At 55.8% G+C, this 23,137-nt stretch carries 20 protein-coding genes; 8 read left to right on the top strand and 12 right to left on the bottom strand.

The window, feature by feature from the left end; all coding sequences use genetic code 11:
* The coding region (locus tag OSC10802_RS54010; protein ID WP_232731616.1) for a hypothetical protein at positions 1-568 on the bottom strand (568 nt) is incomplete at its 3' end.
* A gap of 1,932 nt (positions 569-2,500) precedes the next feature.
* The gene (locus OSC10802_RS0103855) at positions 2,501-3,364 is read right to left on the bottom strand and encodes a TIGR01548 family HAD-type hydrolase (protein WP_017715469.1); all 864 of its coding nucleotides are present in this window, start codon (positions 3,362-3,364) and stop codon (positions 2,501-2,503) included.
* Between the two features lie 194 nt (positions 3,365-3,558).
* On the opposite strand from OSC10802_RS0103855, the gene OSC10802_RS0103850 reads away from it, so the two are divergent.
* Positions 3,559-3,858, top strand: coding sequence for a 30S ribosomal protein PSRP-3 (locus OSC10802_RS0103850; RefSeq protein WP_017715468.1), 300 nt, complete (start codon positions 3,559-3,561; stop codon positions 3,856-3,858).
* A gap of 439 nt (positions 3,859-4,297) precedes the next feature.
* Positions 4,298-5,401 carry a class I SAM-dependent methyltransferase gene (locus tag OSC10802_RS0103840; protein WP_052334291.1) on the top strand — a complete coding sequence of 368 codons (1,104 nt, stop codon included), beginning with the start codon at positions 4,298-4,300 and terminating at the stop codon, positions 5,399-5,401.
* A 77-nt stretch (positions 5,402-5,478) separates the two neighbouring features.
* Here OSC10802_RS0103840 and OSC10802_RS0103835 read toward each other — a convergent pair whose 3' ends face one another.
* A complete protein-coding gene (locus OSC10802_RS0103835; RefSeq protein ID WP_017715465.1) occupies positions 5,479-5,847 on the bottom strand; it encodes an EamA family transporter in 369 nt (122 codons plus the stop codon).
* A gap of 406 nt (positions 5,848-6,253) precedes the next feature.
* Here OSC10802_RS0103835 and OSC10802_RS0103825 point away from each other — a divergent pair, with 406 nt between their 5' ends.
* Positions 6,254-6,967: a Mo-dependent nitrogenase C-terminal domain-containing protein gene (locus OSC10802_RS0103825; RefSeq protein ID WP_017715463.1), complete on the top strand. Its 714-nt coding sequence runs from the start codon at positions 6,254-6,256 to the stop codon at positions 6,965-6,967.
* A 128-nt stretch (positions 6,968-7,095) separates the two neighbouring features.
* The gene (gene obgE / locus OSC10802_RS0103820) at positions 7,096-8,115 is read left to right on the top strand and encodes a GTPase ObgE (RefSeq protein WP_017715462.1); all 1,020 of its coding nucleotides are present in this window, start codon (positions 7,096-7,098) and stop codon (positions 8,113-8,115) included.
* A gap of 106 nt (positions 8,116-8,221) precedes the next feature.
* On the opposite strand, the gene OSC10802_RS0103815 is transcribed toward obgE, so the two are convergent.
* The 3 genes from OSC10802_RS0103815 to OSC10802_RS0103805 all read right to left on the bottom strand — a co-directional run bounded on the left by OSC10802_RS0103815 (position 8,222) and on the right by OSC10802_RS0103805 (position 11,296).
* A complete protein-coding gene (locus OSC10802_RS0103815; protein ID WP_232731615.1) occupies positions 8,222-9,787 on the bottom strand; it encodes a serine hydrolase in 1,566 nt (521 codons plus the stop codon).
* A 276-nt stretch (positions 9,788-10,063) separates the two neighbouring features.
* On the bottom strand, positions 10,064-10,261 hold the full coding sequence (locus OSC10802_RS0103810) for a hypothetical protein (protein ID WP_017715460.1): 198 nt from the start codon (positions 10,259-10,261) through the stop codon (positions 10,064-10,066).
* A 180-nt stretch (positions 10,262-10,441) separates the two neighbouring features.
* Positions 10,442-11,296 carry an RNA methyltransferase gene (locus OSC10802_RS0103805; RefSeq protein WP_017715459.1) on the bottom strand — a complete coding sequence of 285 codons (855 nt, stop codon included), beginning with the start codon at positions 11,294-11,296 and terminating at the stop codon, positions 10,442-10,444.
* 248 nt (positions 11,297-11,544) lie between these two features.
* On the opposite strand from OSC10802_RS0103805, the gene OSC10802_RS45780 reads away from it, so the two are divergent.
* Both OSC10802_RS45780 and OSC10802_RS0103800 read left to right on the top strand, forming a co-directional pair.
* Positions 11,545-11,712 carry a DUF2256 domain-containing protein gene (locus OSC10802_RS45780; protein WP_071593270.1) on the top strand — a complete coding sequence of 56 codons (168 nt, stop codon included), beginning with the start codon at positions 11,545-11,547 and terminating at the stop codon, positions 11,710-11,712.
* Positions 11,713-11,926: 214 nt separating this feature from the next.
* Complete coding sequence (locus OSC10802_RS0103800) at positions 11,927-12,880, top strand: isoaspartyl peptidase/L-asparaginase (protein ID WP_017715458.1); 954 nt, start codon at positions 11,927-11,929, stop codon at positions 12,878-12,880.
* Between the two features lie 277 nt (positions 12,881-13,157).
* On the opposite strand, the gene OSC10802_RS48750 is transcribed toward OSC10802_RS0103800, so the two are convergent.
* Entirely contained in the window at positions 13,158-13,325 is a 168-nt protein-coding gene (locus tag OSC10802_RS48750) for a hypothetical protein (protein WP_017715457.1), read from the bottom strand.
* 273 nt (positions 13,326-13,598) lie between these two features.
* Here OSC10802_RS48750 and OSC10802_RS0103790 point away from each other — a divergent pair, with 273 nt between their 5' ends.
* Entirely contained in the window at positions 13,599-14,192 is a 594-nt protein-coding gene (locus OSC10802_RS0103790) for a COP23 domain-containing protein (RefSeq protein WP_017715456.1), read from the top strand.
* Between the two features lie 378 nt (positions 14,193-14,570).
* Here OSC10802_RS0103790 and OSC10802_RS47365 read toward each other — a convergent pair whose 3' ends face one another.
* The 4 genes from OSC10802_RS47365 to OSC10802_RS38585 all read right to left on the bottom strand — a co-directional run bounded on the left by OSC10802_RS47365 (position 14,571) and on the right by OSC10802_RS38585 (position 20,646).
* Positions 14,571-16,337, bottom strand: coding sequence for an SUMF1/EgtB/PvdO family nonheme iron enzyme (locus tag OSC10802_RS47365; protein ID WP_017715455.1), 1,767 nt, complete (start codon positions 16,335-16,337; stop codon positions 14,571-14,573).
* Positions 16,338-16,866: 529 nt separating this feature from the next.
* Complete coding sequence (gene glmU, locus OSC10802_RS0103780) at positions 16,867-18,252, bottom strand: bifunctional UDP-N-acetylglucosamine diphosphorylase/glucosamine-1-phosphate N-acetyltransferase GlmU (RefSeq protein ID WP_017715454.1); 1,386 nt, start codon at positions 18,250-18,252, stop codon at positions 16,867-16,869.
* Between the two features lie 169 nt (positions 18,253-18,421).
* Complete coding sequence (locus OSC10802_RS38590; protein ID WP_082218235.1) at positions 18,422-19,453, bottom strand: response regulator; 1,032 nt, start codon at positions 19,451-19,453, stop codon at positions 18,422-18,424.
* 278 nt (positions 19,454-19,731) lie between these two features.
* A complete protein-coding gene (locus OSC10802_RS38585; protein WP_044170395.1) occupies positions 19,732-20,646 on the bottom strand; it encodes a tRNA (5-methylaminomethyl-2-thiouridine)(34)-methyltransferase MnmD in 915 nt (304 codons plus the stop codon).
* A 218-nt stretch (positions 20,647-20,864) separates the two neighbouring features.
* On the opposite strand from OSC10802_RS38585, the gene OSC10802_RS0103760 reads away from it, so the two are divergent.
* Complete coding sequence (locus tag OSC10802_RS0103760) at positions 20,865-22,013, top strand: hypothetical protein (RefSeq protein WP_026098139.1); 1,149 nt, start codon at positions 20,865-20,867, stop codon at positions 22,011-22,013.
* Positions 22,014-22,192: 179 nt separating this feature from the next.
* On the opposite strand, the gene OSC10802_RS0103755 is transcribed toward OSC10802_RS0103760, so the two are convergent.
* A complete protein-coding gene (locus OSC10802_RS0103755) occupies positions 22,193-23,080 on the bottom strand; it encodes a hypothetical protein (protein ID WP_017715450.1) in 888 nt (295 codons plus the stop codon).
* Positions 23,081-23,137 lie beyond the last annotated feature (57 nt).

Raw genomic sequence — 23,137 nt, 5'->3', positions numbered from 1 at the left:
GTGGCCATTGGGCCATACATCTTCCACTCCCCAAACCGGCAGTGCACTTGACATTTCCGCCGCCATTGTGTGTACCATTGGTACACAAAGCCATGGGCGTGGCCATTGGGCAATACATCTTCCACTCCCCAAACCGGCAGCGCACTTGACATTTCCGCCGCCATTGTGTGTACCATTGGTACACAAAGCCCTTGGCGTGGCCATTGGGCAACAGATTTTCCACTTCCAGGACCGGCAGCGCACTTGACATTTCCGCCGCCATTGTGTGTCCCATTGGTACACAAAGCCCTTGGCGTGGCCATTGGGCAATACATTTTCCACTTCCCAAACCGGCAGCGCACTTGACATTTCCGCCGCCATTGTGTGTACCATTGGTACACAAAGCCATGGGCGTGGCCATTGGGCAATACATCTTCCACTTCCAGGACCGGCAGCGCACTTGACATTTCCGCCGCCATTGTGTGTACCATTGGTACACAAAGCCCTTGGCGTGGCCATTGGGCAACACATTTCCCACTTCCCAAACCGGCAGCGCACTTGACATTTCCGCCGCCATTGTGTGTACCATTGGTACACAAAGCCATGGGCGTGGCCATTGGGCAATACATTTTCCACTTCCCAAACCGGCAGCGCACTTGACATTTCCGCCGCCATTGTGTGTACCATTGGTACACAAAGCCATGGGCGTGGCCATTGGGCAACAGATTTTCCACTTCCTCGACCGGCAGCGCACTTGACATTTCCGCCGCCATTGTGTGTACCATTGGTACACAAAGCCCTTGGCGTGGCCATTGGGCAATACATTTTCCACTTCCAGGACCGGCAGCGCACTTGACATTTCCGCCGCCATTGTGTGTACCATTGGTACACAAAGCCCTTGGCGTGGCCATTGGGCCATACATTTTCCACTCCCCAAACCGGCAGCGCACTTGACATTTCCGCCGCCATTGTGTGTACCATTGGTACACAAAGCCCTTGGCGTGGCCATTGGGCAACAGATTTTCCACTTCTAGGACCAGCAGCGCACTTGACATTTCCGCCGCCATTGTGTGTACCATTGGTACACAAAGCCCTTGGCGTGGCCATTGGGCAACAGATTTTCCACTTCCAGGACCGGCAGCGCACTTGACATTTCCGCCGCCATTGTGTGTACCATTGGTACACAAAGCCCTTGGCGTGGCCATTGGGCAATACATTTTCCACTTCCCAAACCGGCAGCGCACTTGACATTTCCGCCGCCATTGTGTGTACCATTGGTACACAAAGCCATGGGCGTGGCCATTGGGCAATACATCTTCCACTTCCAGGACCGGCAGCGCACTTGACATTTCCGCCGCCATTGTGTGTACCATTGGTACACAAAGCCATGGGCGTGGCCATTGGGCCATACATCTTCCACTCCCCAAACCGGCAGTGCACTTGACATTTCCGCCGCCATTGTGTGTACCATTGGTACACAAAGCCATGGGCGTGGCCATTGGGCAACAGATTTTCCACTTCCAGGACCGGCAGCGCACTTGACATTTCCGCCGCCATTGTGTGTACCATTGGTACACAAAGCCCTTGGCGTCGGCCATTGGGCCAGTACATTTCCACTCCCCAAACCGGCAGCGCACTTGACATTTCCGCCGCCATTGTGTGTACCATTGGTACACAAAGCCCTTGGCGTGGCCATTGGGCAACACATTTCCCACTTCCCAAACCGGCAGCGCACTTGACATTTCCGCCGCCATTGTGTGTACCATTGGTACACAAAGCCCTTGGCGTGGCCATTGGGCAATACATTTCCCACTTCCAGGACCGGCAGCGCACTTGACATTTCCGCCGCCATTGTGTGTACCATTGGTACACAAAGCCCTTGGCGTGGCCATTGGGCAATACATTTCCCACTTCCAGGACCGGCAGTGCACTTGACATTTCCGCCGCCATTGTGTGTACCATTGGTACACAAAGCCCTTGGCGTGGCCATTGGGCAACAGATTTTCCACTTCCAGGACCGGCAGTGCACTTGACATTTCCGCCGCCATTGTGTGTACCATTGGTACACAAAGCCCTTGGCGTGGCCATTGGGCAATACATCTTCCACTCCCCAAACCGGCAGCGCACTTGACATTTCCGCCGCCATTGTGTGTACCATTGGTACACAAAGCCCTTGGCGTGGCCATTGGGCAATACATTTTCCACTTCCCAAACCGACAGCGCACTTGACATTTCCGCCGCCATTGTGTGTACCATTGGTACACAAAGTGATGAGCGTGGCCATTGGGCAACAGATTTTCCACTTCCTCGACCGGCAGTGCACTTGACATTTCCGCCGCCATTGTGTGTACCATTGGTACACAAAGCCATGGGCGTGGCCATTGGGCAACAGATTTTCCACTTCCTCAACCGGCAGCGCACTTGACATTTCCGCCGCCATTGTGTGTACCATTGGGCAGACAATTTTTTCCGCTCAGGCACTACCGGCCATTGGGCTGCCCATTAGCTGACAAATTACCCACTAGCCCTTGGCCATAACCAACTGCTCAATCAGCTGGGGCGTGAGTTCCTCGACATTGCTCAAGACGGCAACAGCACCGGCACCCCGCAGGGTAGCAGCATAGGCATCCTGACGTGCCGGTGTTTCCTGTGCGTGGGGCGGCAAAACTCCGACCCCAATCCACCGGCGAGACGGGTGCAGCTGCTGGGCTTTCAGGACAGTGTGCATGTCAGCTACGGTGTCTCCGAGATAGATCACCGGCGTATCCGAGTTCGCCGGCTGTCCCTCTTCGAGGTGCAGCACCGCTATTAACAAACCGGTGGGGTCAGGCTTTTCTGGGGCGTCCTCCATCGCCACGAGCACCGGCGACTTCAACCCCAGGCGTCCTTCCAGCACATAGGTCGCAGATCCCCGCGTGGCACCGCTGAAAAAGCCCCAAGGAATCCCCGCCGCCGTCAGCCCCTGCAAATAGGCCGGCTGCAACAGCAAAGGCTCTTGACAGATGTACCCGTTCCAGTGTATTGGGTCTGTGCCGCGATAGCGGGATTGGAAAAAAGCGACGAGGGCGTCGTAGTCCAGGGCAATTTGCGCTCGCGGCTGGCCTTGCGCCTCGAAGTAGCGGTAAATTAATTCGCGGGAAGCGTGCCAGTCGTTGTTCCAGATGCCTTCCGATTTCAGCCGGTCGATGTCCGCCTGATCGGGGCGGCAGCCACCGCCGGTGAAATGCTCTACTGTATCTGCTAGAGCGCGGCGGTAAGACCCGCTCACATCGCGGACTACGCCGTCAATGTCAAAGACCGCGACAGCCAGGACTGGCTTCGCTCCTGTGGTGGGTTCTCTTTCAGTCCCGAAACCGGGATTCACTCTCACGCCCTCTGCCCCCATGCGCCTCCGCCTTCCAGCTACCGTTTCCTCTATTACGTTTACCACGCTCGGGCGTTGATGTCCACCGGCGTGCGGGTGGCCAGGATCTCGGGGTGCGATTTTCTCACCCCTGTGCCGGTGAAAAACAAAAATGTGTGTTAAACTGAAAGACTGTACAGTTTTTTAACAATCCCGGCTCTGCCCTGGAGGTGTGATTGTCCAAGTTCATTCTCAAAGTTCTCTGGCTAGAGGAAAACGTGGCGCTGGCGGTTGACCAGGTGGTTGGCAAAGGGACAAGCCCTTTGACTTCCTACTTTTTCTGGCCTCGTAACGATGCCTGGGAACAGCTAAAAAATGAGCTGGAAGCCAAACACTGGATTTCCGAAACCGATCGCGTCGAGTTGCTCAACAAAGCTACGGAAGTCATTAACTATTGGCAAGAGGAAGGCCGGAAGCGGCCCATGTCCGAAGCTCAGACCAAGTTCCCAGAAGTTACCTTTACCGGTAGCAGCTGAGCCGCAGTTTAAAAAATTCCCTGAAAGCGGATGCCTTTTTCTTCTATGAGAGCGAGGTCATCCGCTTCTTGCTTTATCATGGCCCGAGCCGGCCCCCAACAGCGATGCCCTGAAAGGGCAGTCTCCGCCGGCCTGGGGGCGGCCACTATGCAGCCGCCCCTACTGGGGCCGATCTTCTCCCCTTTTGTGGGGGCGCGTCCCGCCACGCCCCGGCAGGGGGGGAGATCCTCCGCCTATTCTGCCGTTTAACATTGGGGAGCATCCCCGTTGTGCAAAGAAGCCCAAATGAATGCGACAATGATTTCAGCAGGGGGTAGGAGCGGATGATTTTTGGCCAGCTGAATCTTTGGAAACGGGATTGAAATTATAAACGCGCTCTCACTTATCGAGTTGGGCCATCGTTTAGCTAAAACTCACCGTCAGCCACCTGCCCTTGCTTATGGATCTATTGCAGGCATCTTCCGCATCTTCTGAAAACTCTCCGTCTGGGATGGAACAGCCGGACAGAGCCGATTCCACCACCATCGAGCTCGCCCTCTCAAAAAGAATTGATTCTTGGATTGTTGGCCGTGGCGAACTCTCCCTGCCTTGTGCGCCAGCACTGACAGACAATTACATGCAGCGCCTGACACTGCTGTTCTCCACAATGGGCAAAAGCTGGTCGGAAAAGGAACTGGCGCAATTGCGCCAGTTGCTCGCCCGCAAGCTTGAGGAAGGGTTTCGGGCGTCGCCCCACTCCCGGTTGATTGTTCGCTACGAGTCAGAAAAGTACCCTTCCTTCCCGACGGTTCGTTTAACTGTAAGCGTCTCAGTTCTCCCTTCCTCACTGGCAGACCAGTACAAGAAGTGGACTGAAACCCGCGAGCCGCCTCTGTTTGGCAGCCATCCCGACGCCAAGGTGATGGCCGTGGCGGCTGAACTCGGCGATCCCAAAACCGCAGCGATTTTGGATGTGGGAGCCGGCACCGGCAGAAATACCCTGCCGCTAGCACGGCTGGGCCATCCCGTTCAGACTGTCGAGCTAGCGCCGGCACTGGCTCAGCAACTGCTTTCTGCTGTGCAAATCGAGGGATTGCCGGTGATGGTGACTCAAGCTAACATCCTCAACCCCAACCTTCCGCTGCCACCGGCTCACTACAAACTGGCCATCGCCGTCGAGGTCGTCTCTCATTTTCGCAGTGTCCAGCAGCTGAAACAAATGCTGGCTAAAATGTGCGTCACCCTCCGTCCGGGCGGACTGTTACTGTTTAACACCTTTCTCGCCGCAGAAGATTACGATCCCAGCCAGCTCGTCAGGGAGATGTCTGAACTGGCCTGGTCCAGCATTTTCACCCGCGCCGAGTTGGCCGACGCCACCCTTGGCTTGCCCCTGGAACTCGTCTCCGATGAATCGGTGTTTGAATATGAGCGCCAGCACCTGCCGGCAGAAGCTTGGCCTCCCACCGGCTGGTTCAACCAGTGGGCGACCGGTCGGGATTTGTTCCCTGTCCTCCGTGGGGAACCGCCGATGGAATTGCGGTGGCTGCTTTACAGACGCCAGTGAGGGCAAAATTATAACTTAAAAATTAAAAATTTCAGAACTCCCTCCTGAGTTTTTAATTTTTAAGTTATAATTAAAGGTTACTCTTTCCACAGCACTAAGATCACCCCGAAAACAATCAAACCCAAACCCAAGACGCGCTTGAGGGGAATGGCTTCCCCAAATGCGAAGTAGCCGAGGAGAACGGAAAAAACGTAGCCCGAGGCGAGCGCCGGCCCGGCAACGCTGAGTTTCACGCGAGAGAGCAGCAAAATATAGGCGACGACCCCCAAACCGTAGCAAGCGAGGCCAGCTACCAGTTCTGGGCTGGCTATCGCGCCCGCCAGAAAGCCGGCCAAATTGCCGGTGTGGGATTTTCCGATCTTCAATGCGCCGGATTTCAGGAAAAATTGCCCCACAGCGCTCGTTAGAATCGAGATAACCAACAAACAAAACTCTTGAGGCGTCACAGACCTCTCCTCCTGCGCAAGGGCTCAGGATCTCAGTTTACAGCCGGTGGCTTTCAGCGGTGTAAATATAGAGGTTTTCATATTCGTGTGGGACTGAGAAACCCGGTTTCTTAAAGAACCCGGGGTTCTAGGGCGTACTTCACCCAACTGAGAACCGCGATAAATCGGGGCTTGGGGTGCCGGCTGTACTGTCCGAGGGCCAGAAGCTAAGATAAATTTCAGCCTCGAATCCGGGTTGGCGATTTCTAACAAACAGTGGTAAAATCAGAAAAAAATTTAAGCGCGGCTCCTTAAAGTCGCAGGCGCGGGGGATGCAGCTATCCCAGTGGGGAAAACCCACAAACAAAAACGCGGGAAAGGTTTCCAGTTTTTTTGAAACAGCAGACACTCAACAGGTACAATTCTCATGACTGGTGTAGTTCAATCTCCCCTGACGAGCGAGCAAATTTCTGTCTGGCTGCGCGGATTGCTAACCATCGCTTGGGCAGACGGACACTTCGATCCAGAAGAGCAGGTCTTGATTGCGGAGCTGACTCAGGAAGAATTAGCTCCCCAAGTGGATTTGGGGTCATTTGAGCAGATTTCTGGTGAAGAGTTAGCTGCCGGTTTGGGCTCTGACCGGCGCATGGCAGAGAATTTCTTGAGAACAGCGGTGATGGTGGCTGTGGCGGATGGGGTGTATTCGGACAGCGAAGATGCAAAATTGCACCAGTTTTGTGAGGCGTTAGGAGTGAAAGTGGAAGCGCTGGAGGCGCTGCGCTACACCCTGTGCGCTCGCGTCGAAGTTGAGGACAAACATTCAGATACAGGAACTGCCGCTCAACTGGTGCCGGTGGCGCAACCGGCCCCCAAAAAACCTCACCTCGATCCGCTGGAACCCGTGCGCCACTGGCTAGACGGTCTGGATATTCACGATCCGAGGCTGGCGCGATTTTTGTGCAAAATGATTCCGCCGCAGTGCCCGTTTGAGCGGGATATTAAGCTATTTGGCCACAAAGTCGTGCACATCCCCCCCCTGTGCAAGCTGAACCCTCTCTACGACCAGCTGGTGGGTTTGCGCTTCCGCTCCCTCTCCTATTTGGCGGATAAGTGCGGTGAGGATGTGTCGCCCTACATTTAAATAAGCCGGCGGGGAAACTGATAGAGAAACCGGATTTCTTAAAGAAACCCGGTTTCTCTGATATCAGAAACTCTGTCCGAGGGAAACGAGGCAAACGAGGGAAAGATAAAAATTTCTAAGTTAAAGTTATGAAATTTATCGATTTAGCTGAAATTGAAGTGCAAGCCGGCAAAGGCGGTGACGGGATTGTCGCCTTTTTGCGGGAAAAATATGTGCCGGCGGGCGGACCTGCCGGTGGGAATGGCGGAAAGGGCGGCTCTGTGATTCTCCAGGCGTCGTCCAATCTGCAAACGCTGCTGGACTTCATGTACTCCCACCAGTTCAAGGCGGATGATGGCCTGCGGGGCGGGCCAAACAATCGCACCGGCGCGAACGGTGACGACCGGCTTGTCCAAGTTCCCTGCGGCACCGCCGTTTGCGATGCCGGCACCGGCGAACTTCTTGGCGATCTCGTTGAGCCCGGCCAAACTCTCTGTGTGGCCAAAGGCGGCAAAGGCGGTTTGGGCAACAAACACTTCCTCAGCAATAGCAACCGCGCCCCTGAGTACGCTCTCCCCGGACTTCCCGGAGAAGTGCGGCGGTTGCGCCTGGAATTAAAACTGCTGGCGGAGGTGGGGATTATTGGCAAACCCAATGCCGGCAAATCGACGCTGATTTCCGTACTCTCGGCGGCGCGACCGAAAATCGCCGACTACCCCTTCACCACATTAGTGCCAAATTTGGGCGTGGTGCGCAAACCCAGCGGCGACGGTACAGTTTTTGCTGATATCCCCGGACTGATTGCCGGCGCTCACTCGGGTGCCGGTCTCGGACACGAGTTCCTGCGCCACATTGAGCGCACTCGCGTGCTGCTCCACCTGGTTGACGCCACCAGCGAAGATCCCGTTGCTGATTTCCAGACGATTCAGGATGAGTTGGGCGCTTATGGACGGGGGCTGGCGGACCGGCCTCAAATCGTCGCCCTCAATAAAATCGATGCCGTGGATATAGAGAGCGAGGATGTGGAGAAAATCCGAAGCACAATTGAGCAAATAAGTCAATCCCCAGTTTTCCTAATTTCTGCGGTGGCGCGAATCGGGTTGGAGCCGGTGTTGCAGCAGATTTGGCAAACCCTCGACGAAATGGCGGTTGCAGCGAGCGCCGCGTGAGAGCGTTCCGAATCGCCCCAGAAAGACGTAGGACAGGCGTCCCGCCTGTCCCAAAAGGACAGCACAGGCGCTCTGGCCTGTGCTGCGCCTGAATCACCCCGCAAGACTAGGACTTGCCTCCGGGATTGCTGAAATACAGGTAAACCTTGCGGGAAAACTGGCGGATCAGCTCCTCGGCGCGGGGGTCATTGTCGGGGCGCTTGACCATGACAGCGGCAATGTAGCGCTTGCCGGTGGGCAAATCCACGATGCCGGCGTCACCCAGCATAGAGGCAATCGTGCCGGTCTTGTGGGCAATCGTGGCTCCCTCTCCCAGTCCTTGGGGCAGCAAGGTATTATTCTCGGTGCGCTGCATAATCCCCAGCAGGCGGTCGCGGCTGCGCAGCGACACCAGCTCGCCCTGATTCACCTGCGCCATCAAATTCCCCAGATCCTTGGGACTGGTGGTGTTCGTCCCTTCCAAATCAGGAAGTTTATTGCGAATTGCCGTTTCTGTCAAGCCCCAAGAGGCAAATCGCTGGTTGAGGGTTTCCGCGCCGCCCAAACGCTCAATCAGCATATTGGTAGCGGTGTTGTCGCTGATCGCAATCATCTTGGTGGCGGTTTCCAGGGCGGTGTAACTCCGGCCTGGATTGTCGTACTGCATATCGCCGGAGCCTTCAGCGATATCCTCTTCCCGCAGTGTCAGGGGCTCTTCGAGGCTGATTTTACCGGCATCCACATCCTGGAAGAAAGCTATCAGAATCGGCAGCTTAATCGTACTGGCAGCGGGTAAGGCTTGGGAGCCATTCAGGTCAATATAAGCGCCGGTATCGAGATCGGCGAAAAAAGCTCCCGCCGCCAGATCGGGATTTTGCGCTGCCAGGGCTTGCAGTTGCATCTTCAAATCGGTCAGTTCCGCTGTCAGCTGAAACGCCGGCGCGGCGGTTGCTGCCGCTACTGCGCTCGCCTCCTTAGCGGCTTCCTGCTGGGGCTGGCTGCCGGATGTGTCAGAAACCGCCCCCGAATAGCGGCTGGCGGGATCGAACATCGACAGCAGCGTGCCGGCAATCACCCCAATTCCCACCCCCAGAATCAGCAGGCGCAAACCGTACACCAGCGGCGAGGTGGACTTCTCTGTCTGGCGAGCCGGTGCTTTTCGGGGGGATCTGGCCAGTCCCGAGACAGAATTTTGGGGATTTAGCTGCACCGGCGTTTGGCTGGGATTGGGGCGAGCTGCTTTCCGGCTGCGGCGGCCAGCTCCAGCCTGCGGGCTAGATTGCCCATTTAAATTACCATCCGGGCGCGATCTGGGGGGCAGCGCTCCTGGTGTGGGGGTGCTGCTCCCCCTGCCGAAGCCGGCATCGGGGGGGCTGTTCAGGGGGAACTGGCGCAGGTTGAGCATTTCCGGCTGAGCCGGGCGGCGTCGGGATTCGGGTGGCGGTGCCGGCTGACGCCGGCTGCGGCGGTTGGCCCTGTCAGCGTGGGGCAACTCAGATCCCGGCGGGCCGGTTCGCTCTGCCGGCGGTCTGAGCTGTTGCTGGTTTTGGGGCGGCTGTCCGCCCTGCTGGCTTTTTTGGGGCTGGCGCTCCCGCCGGCGGCGCGACAAGGCTCCTGGCGGGATGGGAGCGCTTTCAGAAGGCTGCTCCTTTGGCGTCTCGCCAGACGCAGGCTTTGAGGGTACTGCCGACAAAAATCTCCGAATGGGGGTTCTCTGAGCCACACCGAACTCCTTTATATTTCGCGAACGACAGGGTTTTTCTATGCAGGCGACGCCGCCTCCCGACGGCCTCTTTTATCAATATCCACCGGCGAGAATAGTCTCTAAAATTCTAGACATTTATCCCACTCCCTCAGTTTACTGGCAGTTCTTTCCCGCCGCACTGACTTCAGTTTAATTCTCTCCGACCGGCTGACATCAGGGAGCTGCGTGAACATTTCCACCGGCTGCTGCTGCCCTGACTGGGGCTTAAATCTTGCTGTGGTGGCCTTTTGCCCGCCCCAACAGATTTTGACCTATTCCGAAGGAAATTCTCACCTTTTTGCCCAAACTACTCCATTTCCCCACTCCCCTAACTAACCGCAACTGTCCCAATTCTTCCTGAACGCTGACTGACTGTTTGTTATAATTTCGGCTCACCAGGTTCTGCTCTTGTTTGCCTGTCATCAAATGTTGCACACCCTTCCTTTGTGGGAGCCGCGCCTCAAGAGGGAGCCAGACCGGCTCGCCACGCTCGAACGATCTTAATTCATCCCCAATCCTTCATACCTTATCTTTTCACAGGAGAGCAGAGTGTGAGGGCTGCGAGACGCGCCATTCCATTTTTTTTTAGGGGGCGGGCGTCTGTCAAGCCTCCGGCTGCTGTTCGGGGGGCTCTGGCGCGGGAGCGGGACAGGTGCCGGGGAGGGCAGGAGAATCGCCTGACGCCTCTAGGGTATCATCAGGCAACCGCTGCTGGCTTAAGGCCCACTCCACTTGGGAGAGAACCCCCCGCAGCATGGCCACCTCTGAGGCGGAAAGCCCAGCGCGGTTGAACAGTCGCCGGAATTTTTCCATCCTACTCTCTGCTGTGTGGGGGTAGAGATAGCCAATTCTCAGCAGGAGCGCCTCCAGATGCTGGTAGTATCCCTCTAGAAGGTCTATGGGGGCGGACTGTGGCGCAGCGCTGGGAAGGCCGGCGCTTGGGGCGGGAGTGGGCGCTGTGCGAGAGAGCTTGTGCAGCTCGTAGCAGCAAATGGCCACTGCCTGAGCCAGATTCAGGGAGGGATAGACGTCACTGGAGCGAATGCGGATAAATCTCTGGGCGTATTTTAATTCGTCATTGCTCAACCCCCGGTCTTCTGGGCCAAAAATTAAGGCGGCGGGGGCTTCCAGCAACCAGGATAAGCTGTCGCGGGGCTCTTCGAGGGGTGCCGGTGAGGAGCGCTCCCGACCGGTTGTGGCCATTGCCCGCTGGCACCCTTGCAGGGCGGCGGGCAAGCTGTCGGCGACTTGGGCGGTTTGCAAGATATCCGCCGCGTGCACTGCCATTTTCCGGGCGTCTTCTGAGAGGTGATCGCAGTGGGGGCTCACCAGAACGAGCCGGTGCAGCCCCATGTTTTTCATCACCCGCGCTGTCGCACCCACATTCAGCGCCCCTGCGGGCTCGACTAGGACAATCCGCACTCTCTCTAATGCCGCCTGATTGATCAATTTTCGCACTTCCCCCTTGACAAATACAAGTTTTTATGCTATTTTATCTTACCGCTCTAGCAGCCGAGCCGGTTGCGCAGTTGGGCTTCAGCCCAAAAAGGTTCTCCGTTGGGCTTCAGCCCAAAAAGGTTCTCCGTTGGGCTTTAGCCCAAAAAGGTTCTCCGTTGGGCTCAAGCCCAAAAAGGTTCTCCTTTGGGCTTTAGCCCACCGGCTCCCTTTTGCGTAAAATTGAAGGGACAAATTATTGCTAAATTAGCATGGCACGCCAGCGCTCTAAATCTGACTTGCCGGCGAAAATGTGCCCGGTTTGCCAGCGCCCTTTCACCTGGCGTAAAAAATGGGCCGATTGCTGGGATGATGTGAAGTATTGCTCTGAACGCTGTCGTCGCCGCCGGTCGCAGGCATCACCCGGATCTCAATTGTAGGGCAGGCGAGACGCCTGTCCTACAAGCCGGCACGGGGGCGCACGAGGTAGCACAGGCGAGATGCCGGTGCTACGTCTTATTACTAGAAGTGTACAGGCGAGATGCCGGTGCGGCGTTTTGTCGCCGGGGGTGCACAGGCGAGACGCCTGTGCTACGCCTTGGTTTTTCAGCGCAGAGTCGGTTTCAGTTAAATTTTGTTCAAGAGGTTTAAGTTATGACAGCTGGGCAAGTACAACCCAAGCTTATTATCCACGGTGGGGCCGGCAGTTCTCTCAAGGGGAAAGGCGGGGTTGAGGCAGTTCGCAAGTCTCTCTATAAAGTATTGGAAGAAGTTTACTCCCTGCTGCTTGCCGGCGCAAGTGCCCGGGAAGCTGCTATTCGGGGTTGCCATTTGCTGGAGGACGATCCGCGCTTCAATGCGGGAACGGGTTCTGTGCTGCAGTCGGACGGTCAAATCCGCATGAGCGCTTCACTTATGGACGGTTCCGCTCAGCGGTTTAGCGGGGTGATTAATGTGTCGCGAGTCCAGCACCCGATTGATTTAGCTTCTGCTTTGCAGACTTCTCCAGATCGGGTGCTTTCGGATTACGGTTCGGCGGAATTATTGCGGGAGTTGCAAGTTCCTATTTACAATCCGCTGACGGATAACCGCTTGCAGGAGTGGATGCAGGAACGTGAGGAGAATTTTGTCCGGGAAGCTGCTGGGGTGGTGGCTGAAAATGAGCCGGTTGGGGAACCTGGGCGCGGCACAATTGGGGTGGTGGCGCTGGATATTCAGGGGCGTTTGGCTGCGGGAACTTCCACCGGCGGGAAGGGTTTTGAGCGCATCGGGCGCGTCAGCGATTCGGCGATGCCGGCGGGGAATTACGCGACGTCTCATGCGGCGATTAGCTGCACCGGCATTGGGGAGGACATCATCGAGGAGTGTCTGGCGGCGCGGATTGTGGTGCGGGTGACGGACGGTTTTTCTTTGGAGGAAGCTTTTAAGCGTTCTTTCGGGGAAGCTGAGAAGAATAAGCGCGATTTGGGCGCGATTGGGATTGACGCCACCGGCACGATTGGCTGGGGGAAAACCAGTCAAGTTTTGCTGGCTGCCTATCACACCGGCTCGCAGTTGGGCGACACTCTGGAGTTGAGCGAGTCAGCCCAAACCGGCTGCCGGTTGTAGGGGTTTAAGCACAGGCGAGACGCCTGTGCTACGTCTATCTTTATTCTAACACCGGCATGTGGGCGGTGCCGACAATTTCGGCTTGCCAATCCCACCGGCATCTGGCGCGGAAATTGGTTTGCCGGTGGGAAAAATTTTTCGACAAACGGTTGACAGTTGCGCGGGGGTGTGTTACCTTATTATCATGGGAATCTGTGCCGGCATATAAGGTCGGTTTTGGGCCGGCACGGGGGCACAGAAGGGGTAGGGTGCGTTCCCTCTTAGGGAACGCTACGAGTTAGTCGTTTTTATTCACCGGCTCTCGATAGGGCTGTGGGAATCTCGCCGGCACCTCGCCTCTGAAATTGGTTTGCCGGTGGGAAAAATTTTTCGACAAACCGTTGACAGTTGCGCGGGGTTGTGTTACCTTATTATCATGGGAATCCGTGCCGGCATATAAGGTCATAATGGGTGGGACAGGGGGAAGCGGAACCTCTGCCTGACAATGAGAATTCCACCGCTTGGGGAAACTCCCTATACTCTTTAGCCCGCGCAGGCGGGCTTCGTCTGTATAGCCGCGATTTCCAATCGCCTGGAACCCCGGCGAATCGCCGACGAACTAGCTGTAGGTTTAACCCCCTGTTAATTCGCCACCGGCATCTTTCCAATTGCCTGGAATCTCGGCGAATCGCCCGGAAACTAACTTTCACTTTAACTTAGCAAGCTCAGATTTGGGAAAATGGCACCTACCTATCCGCAAAATCCAGATCCTCAGGAAAGGAAGATTTTCTATATGGGGATGCTTCTTGGACTCGCCATATTGGCTTTCCTTTCCTTTTGGGCGAAAGAAACTTTTCTGGTTAGCCCTAAAAGTCGGTTTTCTTGCGCTATCCAAGCGGATTCCGAACGAGGCGGGGATGTGTACGCGGTTATGTACCGACATGACAGCGAGACGAAACCTTGGTTGAGGATGGTTAACACCCTTGGGGGCGGTTATACGCCACAGAAGCGCTGTCTGGAAATTGCGGATCGCATGGAGAAGTTGCGGGAGGAAGGTTTGAAGGAATTGAGTTATCGCGCCGATCCAAATACGGAGAAGCAATGGGTTATTTGCGCGAAAACAAAACTGGGTGGCGACAGCTGTGAGTTGGTTTTGACTCTGCAGGTGGGTGCCGATCCTTATGAGGAGTTGCAAAAGGTTGCTGGGGCGCTTTTACCAGGGGGTACTCCCAGTTACCAGTGCAGCAATCCGGCAAATTGTCCCGCCCCTAAACCGCTGAGTGTGCCTCTTAAGGATTATTTGGCTAAGGAGGATAGGGAAGCCGGTGATTGAGGACATTTTTGGGCTGAAGTTTTTTGGGTTTGTCTGCGGGTAGCGATAGGGGAAGGGCGAAGCATGAGCGAATGTTATCCTTTCACCGATTGCACAAATAGTCGCGCTTAGGACATTTTTGGGCTGAAGTTTTTTGGGTTTGTCTGCAGGTAGCGATAAGGGAAGGGCGAAGCATTGGCGCGAGGATCTTTACGACTGCGCCCGAAATTTCGCTTCGCCAATGCTTCGCCCTCTTTACTCCTGAGTGAGAAGGTTTAACCGCTTACGGATTCGCCAACAGCTTTGTAAAAAAAAATCGCGATCGCGCTTCGCGCGAGAGAGGGAAGAGGGAAAAGGAAAGAAGGGCAAAGGGCAAAAGGGGAAAAGGGTAAAGGGCTATTAAGTCCTGACAGCAGAAACGACTGCGCGGAACCCGATAAGGTCATTCCTGAACTCCGGCCCGTACCCGTCGCGGTTAGCCGCACGGCAATCCCTGGGATCGTCGTTCCAAGAACCCCCACGTTGCATCCGGTATCGGCGATCTTCGTTTCCGCCAGAATTCCAGACACTCCCATCGGAGGGCGCACCGTCATAATTCCCGTGCCAATAATCGGCGCACCACTCCCAGACATTTCCGTGCATGTCGTACAAACCAAAGGCGTTCGGCGGAAAACTCCCCACCGGCGTTGTTTCCCCGCGATACTTGCCTTTCGGTTCGGAGGCGTAGGTATAGTCGCCGTCGTAGTTAGCCAAATCAGTCGTAATCGTCTCGCCGAAGTGGAACGGAGTTGTAGTTCCCGCGCGACAGGCGTATTCCCATTCAGCTTCGCTGGGTAAGCGGTAGTCGCGCCCAGTCTTTTTGGACAGTCGGGCGCAAAATTCCATCGCATCGTCCCACGATACATTCTCCACCGGCCTGTTTGCGCCTTTGAAATGAGACGGATCTGGATTTAAGTCGCAATTTACTTTAGGCAAAGCTGCCACAACTTTCCACTGCGCCTGAGTTACGGCGTACTTCCCCATAAAAAAGGGCTGCACCTTCACCCAGTGTTGCGGACTTTCGCTGTCATATCGCCCTGATTCCGAATCTGGCGAACCCATGCCAAAAGTTCCCCCCGGAATGGAAACCATTTCCAGAATTACCCCGCCTCCCAAGTCTTCGGGGAAGAATTCAGCTTGCCGGCGACTGCGGTGGGTTTCTCGCCCCCGCGCATCTACTGTCACCGTGTCAAAGGCAAATGAATTGAGAGGCAAACCTCTTACCCCCCCTCCTTGAGATGGGGGTTGCGGAGGTTGGGGCGCACTCACTCCCTTTGGGGGAGAAGAATTCCCAGATAAGGGAGAACTCCGAAACCCAAACAATCGCGCCCCCAACAAAAGCCCACCGGCAATTCCCCCAGAAAGAATCAGCCACACACCGAGTACCGGCAATTCCAGATCGCCGGCACCCCTGACGCGAACATCCGGGAAACGCGCCAAATAAGCATTAATCGGAATCCCCCAGCGAAACGTCAGGAAATTCTCACCCAATCTCCCCTCAACATCAGCTTTCTGTTGCGGCGACATATTCACCAAATCCGCTAACCCGTGCACCGCCACAACTTCCCCCGCCGCATTAACCACCGGCCCGCCGCTCATCCCCCCGAAGGTGCTAGCATCGTAAGATATAGCGTAGCCTTCTGGGAGTGGTGGATTTTCCACCGCCGTCACTTCCCCGCCGGGGAATTGCGCCACCAACACCGACGTACCCAGTCTTTGTGGATAGCCAAATATCCGCACCCTGTCGCCCGACTTGAGTTTATCGGAATTCCCCAATACCAGTGCGGGATACGGGCAATCTCCCGCTTTCACCTCAAACCTCACTTCCGCCAAATCCAACCCGGGAAGCGGTTTTCCCTCAACCCGATTCCAAAGCTTCTTATCATACGTTTGCACCAGCAACTGCTGGCTGGCATTTGACACATGGGCGGCGGTGAGTGCGGTGCAGACTCCCTTATTTCTCCCCACCACAAAGCCGGTGCCATGCCCTCCCCTATCCCCGTAGCTTATCAGCACCACTCCCTTCTCAAGGGCGGCGCGAATTTCGTCAGGCGACTTCTCCCCCCAACAGCCGGTTACTGACAGTGCGACAGCCCCACAAGCAATCAAACCCCGCCAATACTTCATGGTGCCCCCTACCCGCTGACCTACCTTATATATATATGCCGGCACATTTTCCCACAATACCAATATAGAACAAGGTGCCGGTGCTGTCAACCCCTTTTGGGGGAAATTTTCTCGTTTTTCCCTCGTTCCCAGGCTCTGCCTGGGAACGCTATTCTGGAGGATCTGCCTCCTTTGGGCTCCGCTGAACTTACGAACCTTTTTTGGGCTCCGCTGAACTTACGAACCTTTTTTGGGCTCCGCTGAACTTACGAACCTTTTTTGGGCTGAAGCCCAACTACGAACCGGCGCAAACACGACCTTATATGCCGGCACAGATTCCCACACTACCAATATATAACAAGGTGCCGGTGCTGTCAACCCCTTTGGGGGAAATTGTTCAGAGTTTCTCTGTATTTCTATTGCGCCTTGGGGAGGTGGGTTGCCCTAAGAGGGCAACCCACCCTACAGCTGGGAAATCTAGGCGTAGGGCAGGCGTCTCGCCTGCCCTCAATTGGTTTCTCCCCACCTCAAAGACAATCCAGGCGCTTCTTCAGCTGGGATTTGCCGGTTCAGATGAGTCATCCGGCTTCTGTTTCATGCGCCAACCGGGCTTAACTGCCTGACGGGCGCGAGCAATAACCAGAGAATCCGCCGGCACATCCTCCGTCACCACAGAACCCGCCGCCACCGTAACACCTTCCTCCAGAGTCACCGGCGCAACCAAAACACTATTAGACCCCACCTTAGTATTGTCCCCAATCTGCGTCGCGTGCTTATTCACCCCATCATAATTGGCAGTAATCGTCCCCGCACCAATATTAACCCGGTTGCCCACAGTAGCATCTCCCAAATAAGACAAATGAGACACATTCGTTTTATCGCCCAGGGTGCTATTTTTAATCTCCACAAAATTCCCCAACCGGCAGTTCTCGCCCACCACAGCATGCCCTCGCAGGTGGGCGTAGGGGCCAATTCGAGTCCCGCCAGCCACCGTACTGTCCGACACTACAGAATAGAGTACCGTCACCTTATCCCCAATTTGACTATCTTCAATCAAACTGCCGGGACCTATGCGACAGCCAGCCCCAATCGAGGTATTGCCGCGCAAGTGCGTCTGCGGTTCAATTACCACATCCGGCTGTAAGCGCACCGTATCGTCAATTGTAGTGCTGTCGGGATCGATTAAAGTCACACCGGCAGCCATCCAGTCATCCTTAATTCTAGTTTGCAATATCTGGTAAGCTGAAGCCAGTTGCTTGCGGTCATTGATGCCGAGAATTTCCTGATAGTCCTCCACATCCACCACCATCACCGGCTTGAGGTAGTTCACCGCATCGGTCAAATAATATTCCTGCTGGTCATTTTCCGCCTTTAGTTGTGGCAGAACCTCAGCCAAAGCCGGCCAGTTAAAGCAGTAAACACCGGCATTAATGCGTCTATTTTGCTTCTGAGCTTGGGTGCAGTCCCTGTCCTCAACAATTTGTTTGAGAATATTATTCCCGTCGCAAAACACCCGCCCGTAGCCCTGAGGGTTGGGCAGGTGAGCCGTGAGCAGAGTGGCTGCATTTTGATGTTCTCTGTGAGTTTCCAGAAGCAATTTAATTGTTGGGGCCCGCAGCAGGGGCACATCCCCATTCAAAACCAGCAAATCGCCCTCAAACCCCTCCAGATGAGGCAGGAGTTGCTGGACAGCGTGCCCCGTGCCCAGCTGCTGTTTTTGCTCCACAAACTCCAGACCGGCTGCAGACTGCAAAGCGTCTCTTACCAGATGACTGCCATACCCGACAATTGCAAACCGCCTGGACGGTTGAATCGAAAGACAACTGTTGAGAACTCGCTCCACCAGAGTTCTCCCTCCCAGAGGGTGCAAGACCTTGGGCAGGTCAGATTTCATGCGCGTGCCGCGCCCAGCTGCTAGAATCGCTACCGCTACCATTCTTTATTTTGCGCTAGTCTCTCCGAAAGGAGTATATCGCGATTGCGCCCTCACCCTCCGGTTTTTTGAACCAGCAGCAAACATCAGCGAGTCAATTTTAGATTGCAGATACAGATCTCACATCCATGCGCTGTGTCCGGTGCCCCACCTAAAATTGACACAAGCCCTATCACCCCCGCCAGGCACCGACTTGGGGCAGCTCGCAAGACTCCGGCACCGGCTGGGGCAGCTCAATGCCGGCGGTGCGGATAAATTCCGTAAACTGCTCTGCCAGTTTGGGATTGCGCCAGCCCTTTCTGGTTTCGGCAGCGATCGTCTCCAGAGCTTCCTCAACCGTGAAGGCCGGTTTGTAGGGGCGCTCGCTGATCAGGGCGTCGTAGATATCAATAATTTGAAAAACCGTCGCCAGGTAGGGAATCTCCGAGCCGGCCAACCCGTCGGGATAGCCGGTGCCGTCCCAGCGCTCGTGGTGGTGGCGAATGATGGGGAGCACACTGCGCATGGTGCGCAGGGGCTGGCAGATCTGCTGCCCGACGATCACATGCTGCTTCATGATCTGCCACTCTTCTGGGGTTAAACTGCCCCGCTTGAGCAGCACTGCGTCTGGAACGCCGATTTTGCCGATATCGTGGAGATAGCCCCCCCACATCAGGGTGCGAATTTCGGCGCGGGACAGGTCGAGGAACTCCCCAAATGCCTTTCCCAGCTGCACCAAGCGCTCGCAGTGGTCGCCGGTGTTGGGATCTCGGCTCTCCACGGCGCGGGCGATGGAAAACAGGACGCGCTCGGCGTGGTCGAGGTCTTCGTTGAGGCGCTTCTGGCGCACCAGCGATTTCACCCGGGCGGCGAGTTCCAGGTGGTCAAAGGGTTTGGTGAGAAAATCATCCCCTCCCACCTCAATCCCTTTGATGCGCGATCGCCGGTCATTGAGCGCCGTTATAAATATCACTGGAATCAAGCGCGTCTGTTCGTCCTGCTTGAGACGCCGGCACACCTCAAACCCGTCCATCCCCGGCATCATCACGTCCAGCAGAATCACGTCGGGACTGGTTTCGCCGATGCTGTTGAGCGCTGCTGGCCCACTTTCCGCTTCAAATACGTCGTAGCCCTCCACCGACAGCAGGGCAACAGCTGTCATTCGGCTGGCTGGATGATCGTCCACAACAAGAACTTTTGGCTGTTCTGAATCGAGGAAGCTCACGCTGGCACACCTTGCTTTGCAAACTCTAGAGGTACTTGATACATCAAAATCCGGGCTCAGATAATTATGCCTTTGAAAGTCTGTTTATATGGTTTTAACATTTTTTTTAGCTTCTCTGTGGGGAACCGGGGAGCAGCGCACAAGCTTTAGCCGTACAGGCGTTAGAAGGATCGAGGAGTTTGCCGGTCTGAACTGCCCGCCGCTCTTGAAGGAACACTCCCTATTTCCCACTCATTTAATTCTAAACTGGCACAATTTTGCGGTGGCGGAGCAATTTCTTAACTTTCGGTAACATTTTCACCGGCAGTCTGCGCTGGGGAAAAGGCGCGGTTGAGCCAGCGCTTTTTCCAGTGGGAGGTGGGTTCCAGGGAGGACGCCTGCTGCTCTTGTTTGCGCCGGCGCACAATGGCCTCAGCGGAGTCGCGCAGTTGCGGATCGCGGTAGGGGATAGCGGCGCGAGTCCGCAAGTGCTCCTGTTCTTGGGGCGAGAGTGCCGGCAGGCCGGCGGCGGTGAGACTGGCCACTGTCCCGGGCGACCGGCGGCCCACCGGCGGGCTGCTGCCCACCCGCAACCCGGCCTCCATCAGGGCGGCGCGGACAGCTGCCGAGCAGGAATAGGTGGCCAAAACCCCGTCTGCCTTCAGGCATTGGCCGGCCAGCCCCAGAAATTCCACGGTCCACAGCTGCGGGCAAGTTGGCGGGGAAAAGGGGTCTAGAAAAAGGGCGTCTGCCTGGAAACCAGACTGGCACACTTCTCTAATAGTTTCTCGGGCGTCGCCAATAAGCAACTGGGCGGCGAGCCGGTCTGTGTGAATTTCTGCTGATTGTGCCAGTTCTGTCAAGAGCTGGGGGATAGGTGCCGGTGAGCTGTCGAGCAGGTGGTGGGCAATCGCCGCTTCGGGCACGGCTGGGTCTAGCTCAAGCCCCACCCATTCGACGCGGCAGTCTGGATTTACAGACCAAATGGTTGCGAGAGCTGCCGCTGTATTATACCCCAATCCATAACAAATGTCAAGGATTCGCACTGCCGGCTGCAAAGCTTTCAGTGCTAGGCCGGTTGGCTCGACAAATTTGAGTTCCGCTTCCTGTCGCGCTCCGTGGACAGAGTGAAAGGTTTCGCCAAATTCAGCCGAGAAAAAGGTGAAAGAGCCGTCTGCGGTTTGTTCGGGGGTGAGGGTGCCGGTGGGAGGCATGGTTGTGAGGGATGCCGGTGCGATCGCCTCTTCTATTATGCCGCAGCCGCGCCCGGATGCCGGTGGGGCAGCGCTGCCATTTTTATTGATTTTTATAACAATTGTGCTACTATTCTTATAGAAACTCAATAAAGTCAGGGAACTGCGCGGAAGGTTGGCAGTCAGGGCTGGCACTGCGTTCCCGCGATTGGGGTAACAGTCCATCAGGAGCAGCTATTATGGAACACAAACCAGAACAGAAGGCAGAGCGAACCGGCAAATCCCAATGGCCAGCATGGTTTCCCTATCCCAGCTCGTGGCTGAGGACATGCGCTTTAATTCTGTGGATGGCGATTGTTCTGAGAATTGCCGGCTTTTGGGGGTTCTTTGCCGGCTTATTTGTGTCGGTACTGGCAGACGATCCGGTTCCATTGCTCAAGTTTATGGGAATCGCTTTGCTGGTGTCCGCACTGGTCTTTTCCTACACTCACCACTTCCTATTTGGCAATTCGCCCCCAGGATGGCTGGCAGGGGTGCCCAGCCCCAGAAGCTTGTGGGAAGGCTTCTACGCCCCAACGGTGATGCTGCTCTCCTCTCTAGCACTTATCATAATTTTTGTGCCGTTCTTCCCGCTCGATAGCTGTTACTATCAAAACCCGAGGCAGTTAAATTCCTGCATGGAAATGTGGGAGACGGAGTTCGCTAGTTATGAGTTTTGGCTATCCAACCTAGCCCCAGCGATTTGGTGGCTGTGCGCGGCGTATCTCTACCAAGTAGAATTTTTGGTGCGCCGGCATTTGACCCGCAAATCGAAACTGGCACCCCACCGGCAGGCAGGCAAGAAGCCGGTGGACACTACAGATATAGAACTTGACCGGCTGCGGGGAGAGATGGGGCTGACCCGGGTTAAAAAAGGAAAGGCAAATCCGCCGCAGACAGTCAAACCGGCTCCCAGCTATTCGCAAAAGCTGCCAAAGCCATCTAAAATCGCACTGGTATCGCTGCTAGTTGTGTTGGGTGTTGCGGGCAGTTGGGGGCTGGCAAAATTGCCAGAAATCCGGCAAGCTATGTCTGTACCGGCAGCCTCCCGACCGGCAGCCGGCACAGCTTCCCCAGAGTCTTCCCCAGAGTCTTCCCCAGAGTCTTCCCCACAGCCTGACGCCTTCCGAGAAGCGGTTAATAAAGCGACAATTGCGGCTCAGCTGACTCAATCCGCCAAATCAAAGTTAGACTGGAATTTGGTTGCCGGTCAGTGGCGGGAAGCGATAGCGCTGATGGAAGCGGTGCCGGCATCAAGTGCCAATTATGCCCTGGCGCAGAAAAAAGCCGGCGAATACCGCAGCAATTTAGAATACGCCCAGAAAGCAGCAGCAACTCGCCCCGAATAAGGTGCGTCCCACAAGGGAGCCGCACCCGACGACGAGACAGTGCCGGCAGGGATGGGAATGTTTCAATCCCGTTTCCAAAGATTCGCTGGCCAAAAATCATCCGCTCCTACCCCCTGCTGAAATCATTGTCGCATTCATTTGGGCTTCTTTGCACAACGGGGATGCTCCCGGGATGGGAATCACCACGGAATACAGCCGTCATCGTCCATATATTCCGAGCCTTCAGACCACGCCCTTCTGGGCGGGAGGCGATCTCCTGGACTGAGGTGATAGTCCAAATCCTCATCCCGATCGGGCGATACTTTTTCCTCTGGCTCGATAAACTCTCCTGTCCAGCGGCGACACGGCTGCAATCCGCAGCGGTACATCAGGAAGGCGACGGCATCAAAAGTGGTGCTGAACTTTCGCCCGCCGGCAATTTGGTCTGGAACATATGCTAGAATGTCAGTGCCGGTGCGCCATTCGGAAATCCGCCCGATGTCCCGCTTGCTGCGAGTGTTTCGGCTCTCGTCTGCGGCAAAAACCCAATACTGCCGGTGGGCAGATCCGTCCCAGCCCGTGGCCTCTATGGCCTCACAGCTAGCCGGCAAGTCGTTTAAATCGATTTCAACGCGCTCCTGTGGCGCTGCCGGTGCCGGTGGGAGGGCTTCAGCTTCAGCTGGGACTAACTCAGCCGTGTGCTCCTCCAGCTTTATGATGTGCTCGCATTTGTCGCCGGTGGCGCAGTGCCAGTTGATAAAGTCATCGCAGGTACAGCTGTGGGGGGTGGCGCTATACTGCTCGCCGGTTGCCAAATCTGTTATAATAGCGCCGTCAAGCAAGAGGCTCAAATGAAGTCCGGAGAATTTTCGTCGGGCGATGAACTGGGCGCACCGGTGGCCCGATTTGCTGAGGTACAGGGCCCAGGGGCACTTATTGTGCGCCATGACTCGCACTTCTTCAATCTTTTCGGCCACATCCTCTAGAATGGCCTTGACGGCGTTGACCAGGTTGAGAGGAAAAGCGCTCGACTCGAAAATCCACTGATTTGCTGAGCTAGAGATATTTGACTGAGTTATCGAGTTCATGGTAGATTATAAGTATTATTTGTTTTTTTTGGGGGGACACGACTAATGTCCCCGTTT

The organism is Kamptonema formosum PCC 10802, from assembly GCF_000332335.1.
In the GTDB taxonomy this organism is placed as follows: Bacteria; Cyanobacteriota; Cyanobacteriia; order Cyanobacteriales; family Oscillatoriaceae; genus Oscillatoria.
This window is presented reverse-complemented; position numbering and strand designations above follow the sequence as displayed.

Bases quoted from the DNA above. Each gene is read 5' to 3' on its own strand.
- OSC10802_RS0103810 (WP_017715460.1), bottom strand. From the start codon at position 10,261: ATGACAGGCAAACAAGAGCAGAACCTGGTGAGCCGAAATTATAACAAA.
- OSC10802_RS48750 (WP_017715457.1), bottom strand. From the start codon at position 13,325: ATGACCTTATATGCCGGCACGGATTCCCATGATAATAAGGTAACACAA.
- OSC10802_RS0103790 (WP_017715456.1), top strand. From the start codon at position 13,599: ATGGCACCTACCTATCCGCAAAATCCAGATCCTCAGGAAAGGAAGATT.
- OSC10802_RS0103760 (WP_026098139.1), top strand. From the start codon at position 20,865: ATGGAACACAAACCAGAACAGAAGGCAGAGCGAACCGGCAAATCCCAA.
- obgE (WP_017715462.1), top strand. From the start codon at position 7,096: ATGAAATTTATCGATTTAGCTGAAATTGAAGTGCAAGCCGGCAAAGGC.
- OSC10802_RS47365 (WP_017715455.1), bottom strand. From the start codon at position 16,337: ATGAAGTATTGGCGGGGTTTGATTGCTTGTGGGGCTGTCGCACTGTCA.
- OSC10802_RS45780 (WP_071593270.1), top strand. From the start codon at position 11,545: ATGGCACGCCAGCGCTCTAAATCTGACTTGCCGGCGAAAATGTGCCCG.
- OSC10802_RS0103840 (WP_052334291.1), top strand. From the start codon at position 4,298: ATGGATCTATTGCAGGCATCTTCCGCATCTTCTGAAAACTCTCCGTCT.
- OSC10802_RS0103855 (WP_017715469.1), bottom strand. From the start codon at position 3,364: ATGGGGGCAGAGGGCGTGAGAGTGAATCCCGGTTTCGGGACTGAAAGA.
- OSC10802_RS0103825 (WP_017715463.1), top strand. From the start codon at position 6,254: ATGACTGGTGTAGTTCAATCTCCCCTGACGAGCGAGCAAATTTCTGTC.
- glmU (WP_017715454.1), bottom strand. From the start codon at position 18,252: ATGGTAGCGGTAGCGATTCTAGCAGCTGGGCGCGGCACGCGCATGAAA.
- OSC10802_RS0103755 (WP_017715450.1), bottom strand. From the start codon at position 23,080: ATGAACTCGATAACTCAGTCAAATATCTCTAGCTCAGCAAATCAGTGG.
- OSC10802_RS0103800 (WP_017715458.1), top strand. From the start codon at position 11,927: ATGACAGCTGGGCAAGTACAACCCAAGCTTATTATCCACGGTGGGGCC.
- OSC10802_RS38585 (WP_044170395.1), bottom strand. From the start codon at position 20,646: ATGCCTCCCACCGGCACCCTCACCCCCGAACAAACCGCAGACGGCTCT.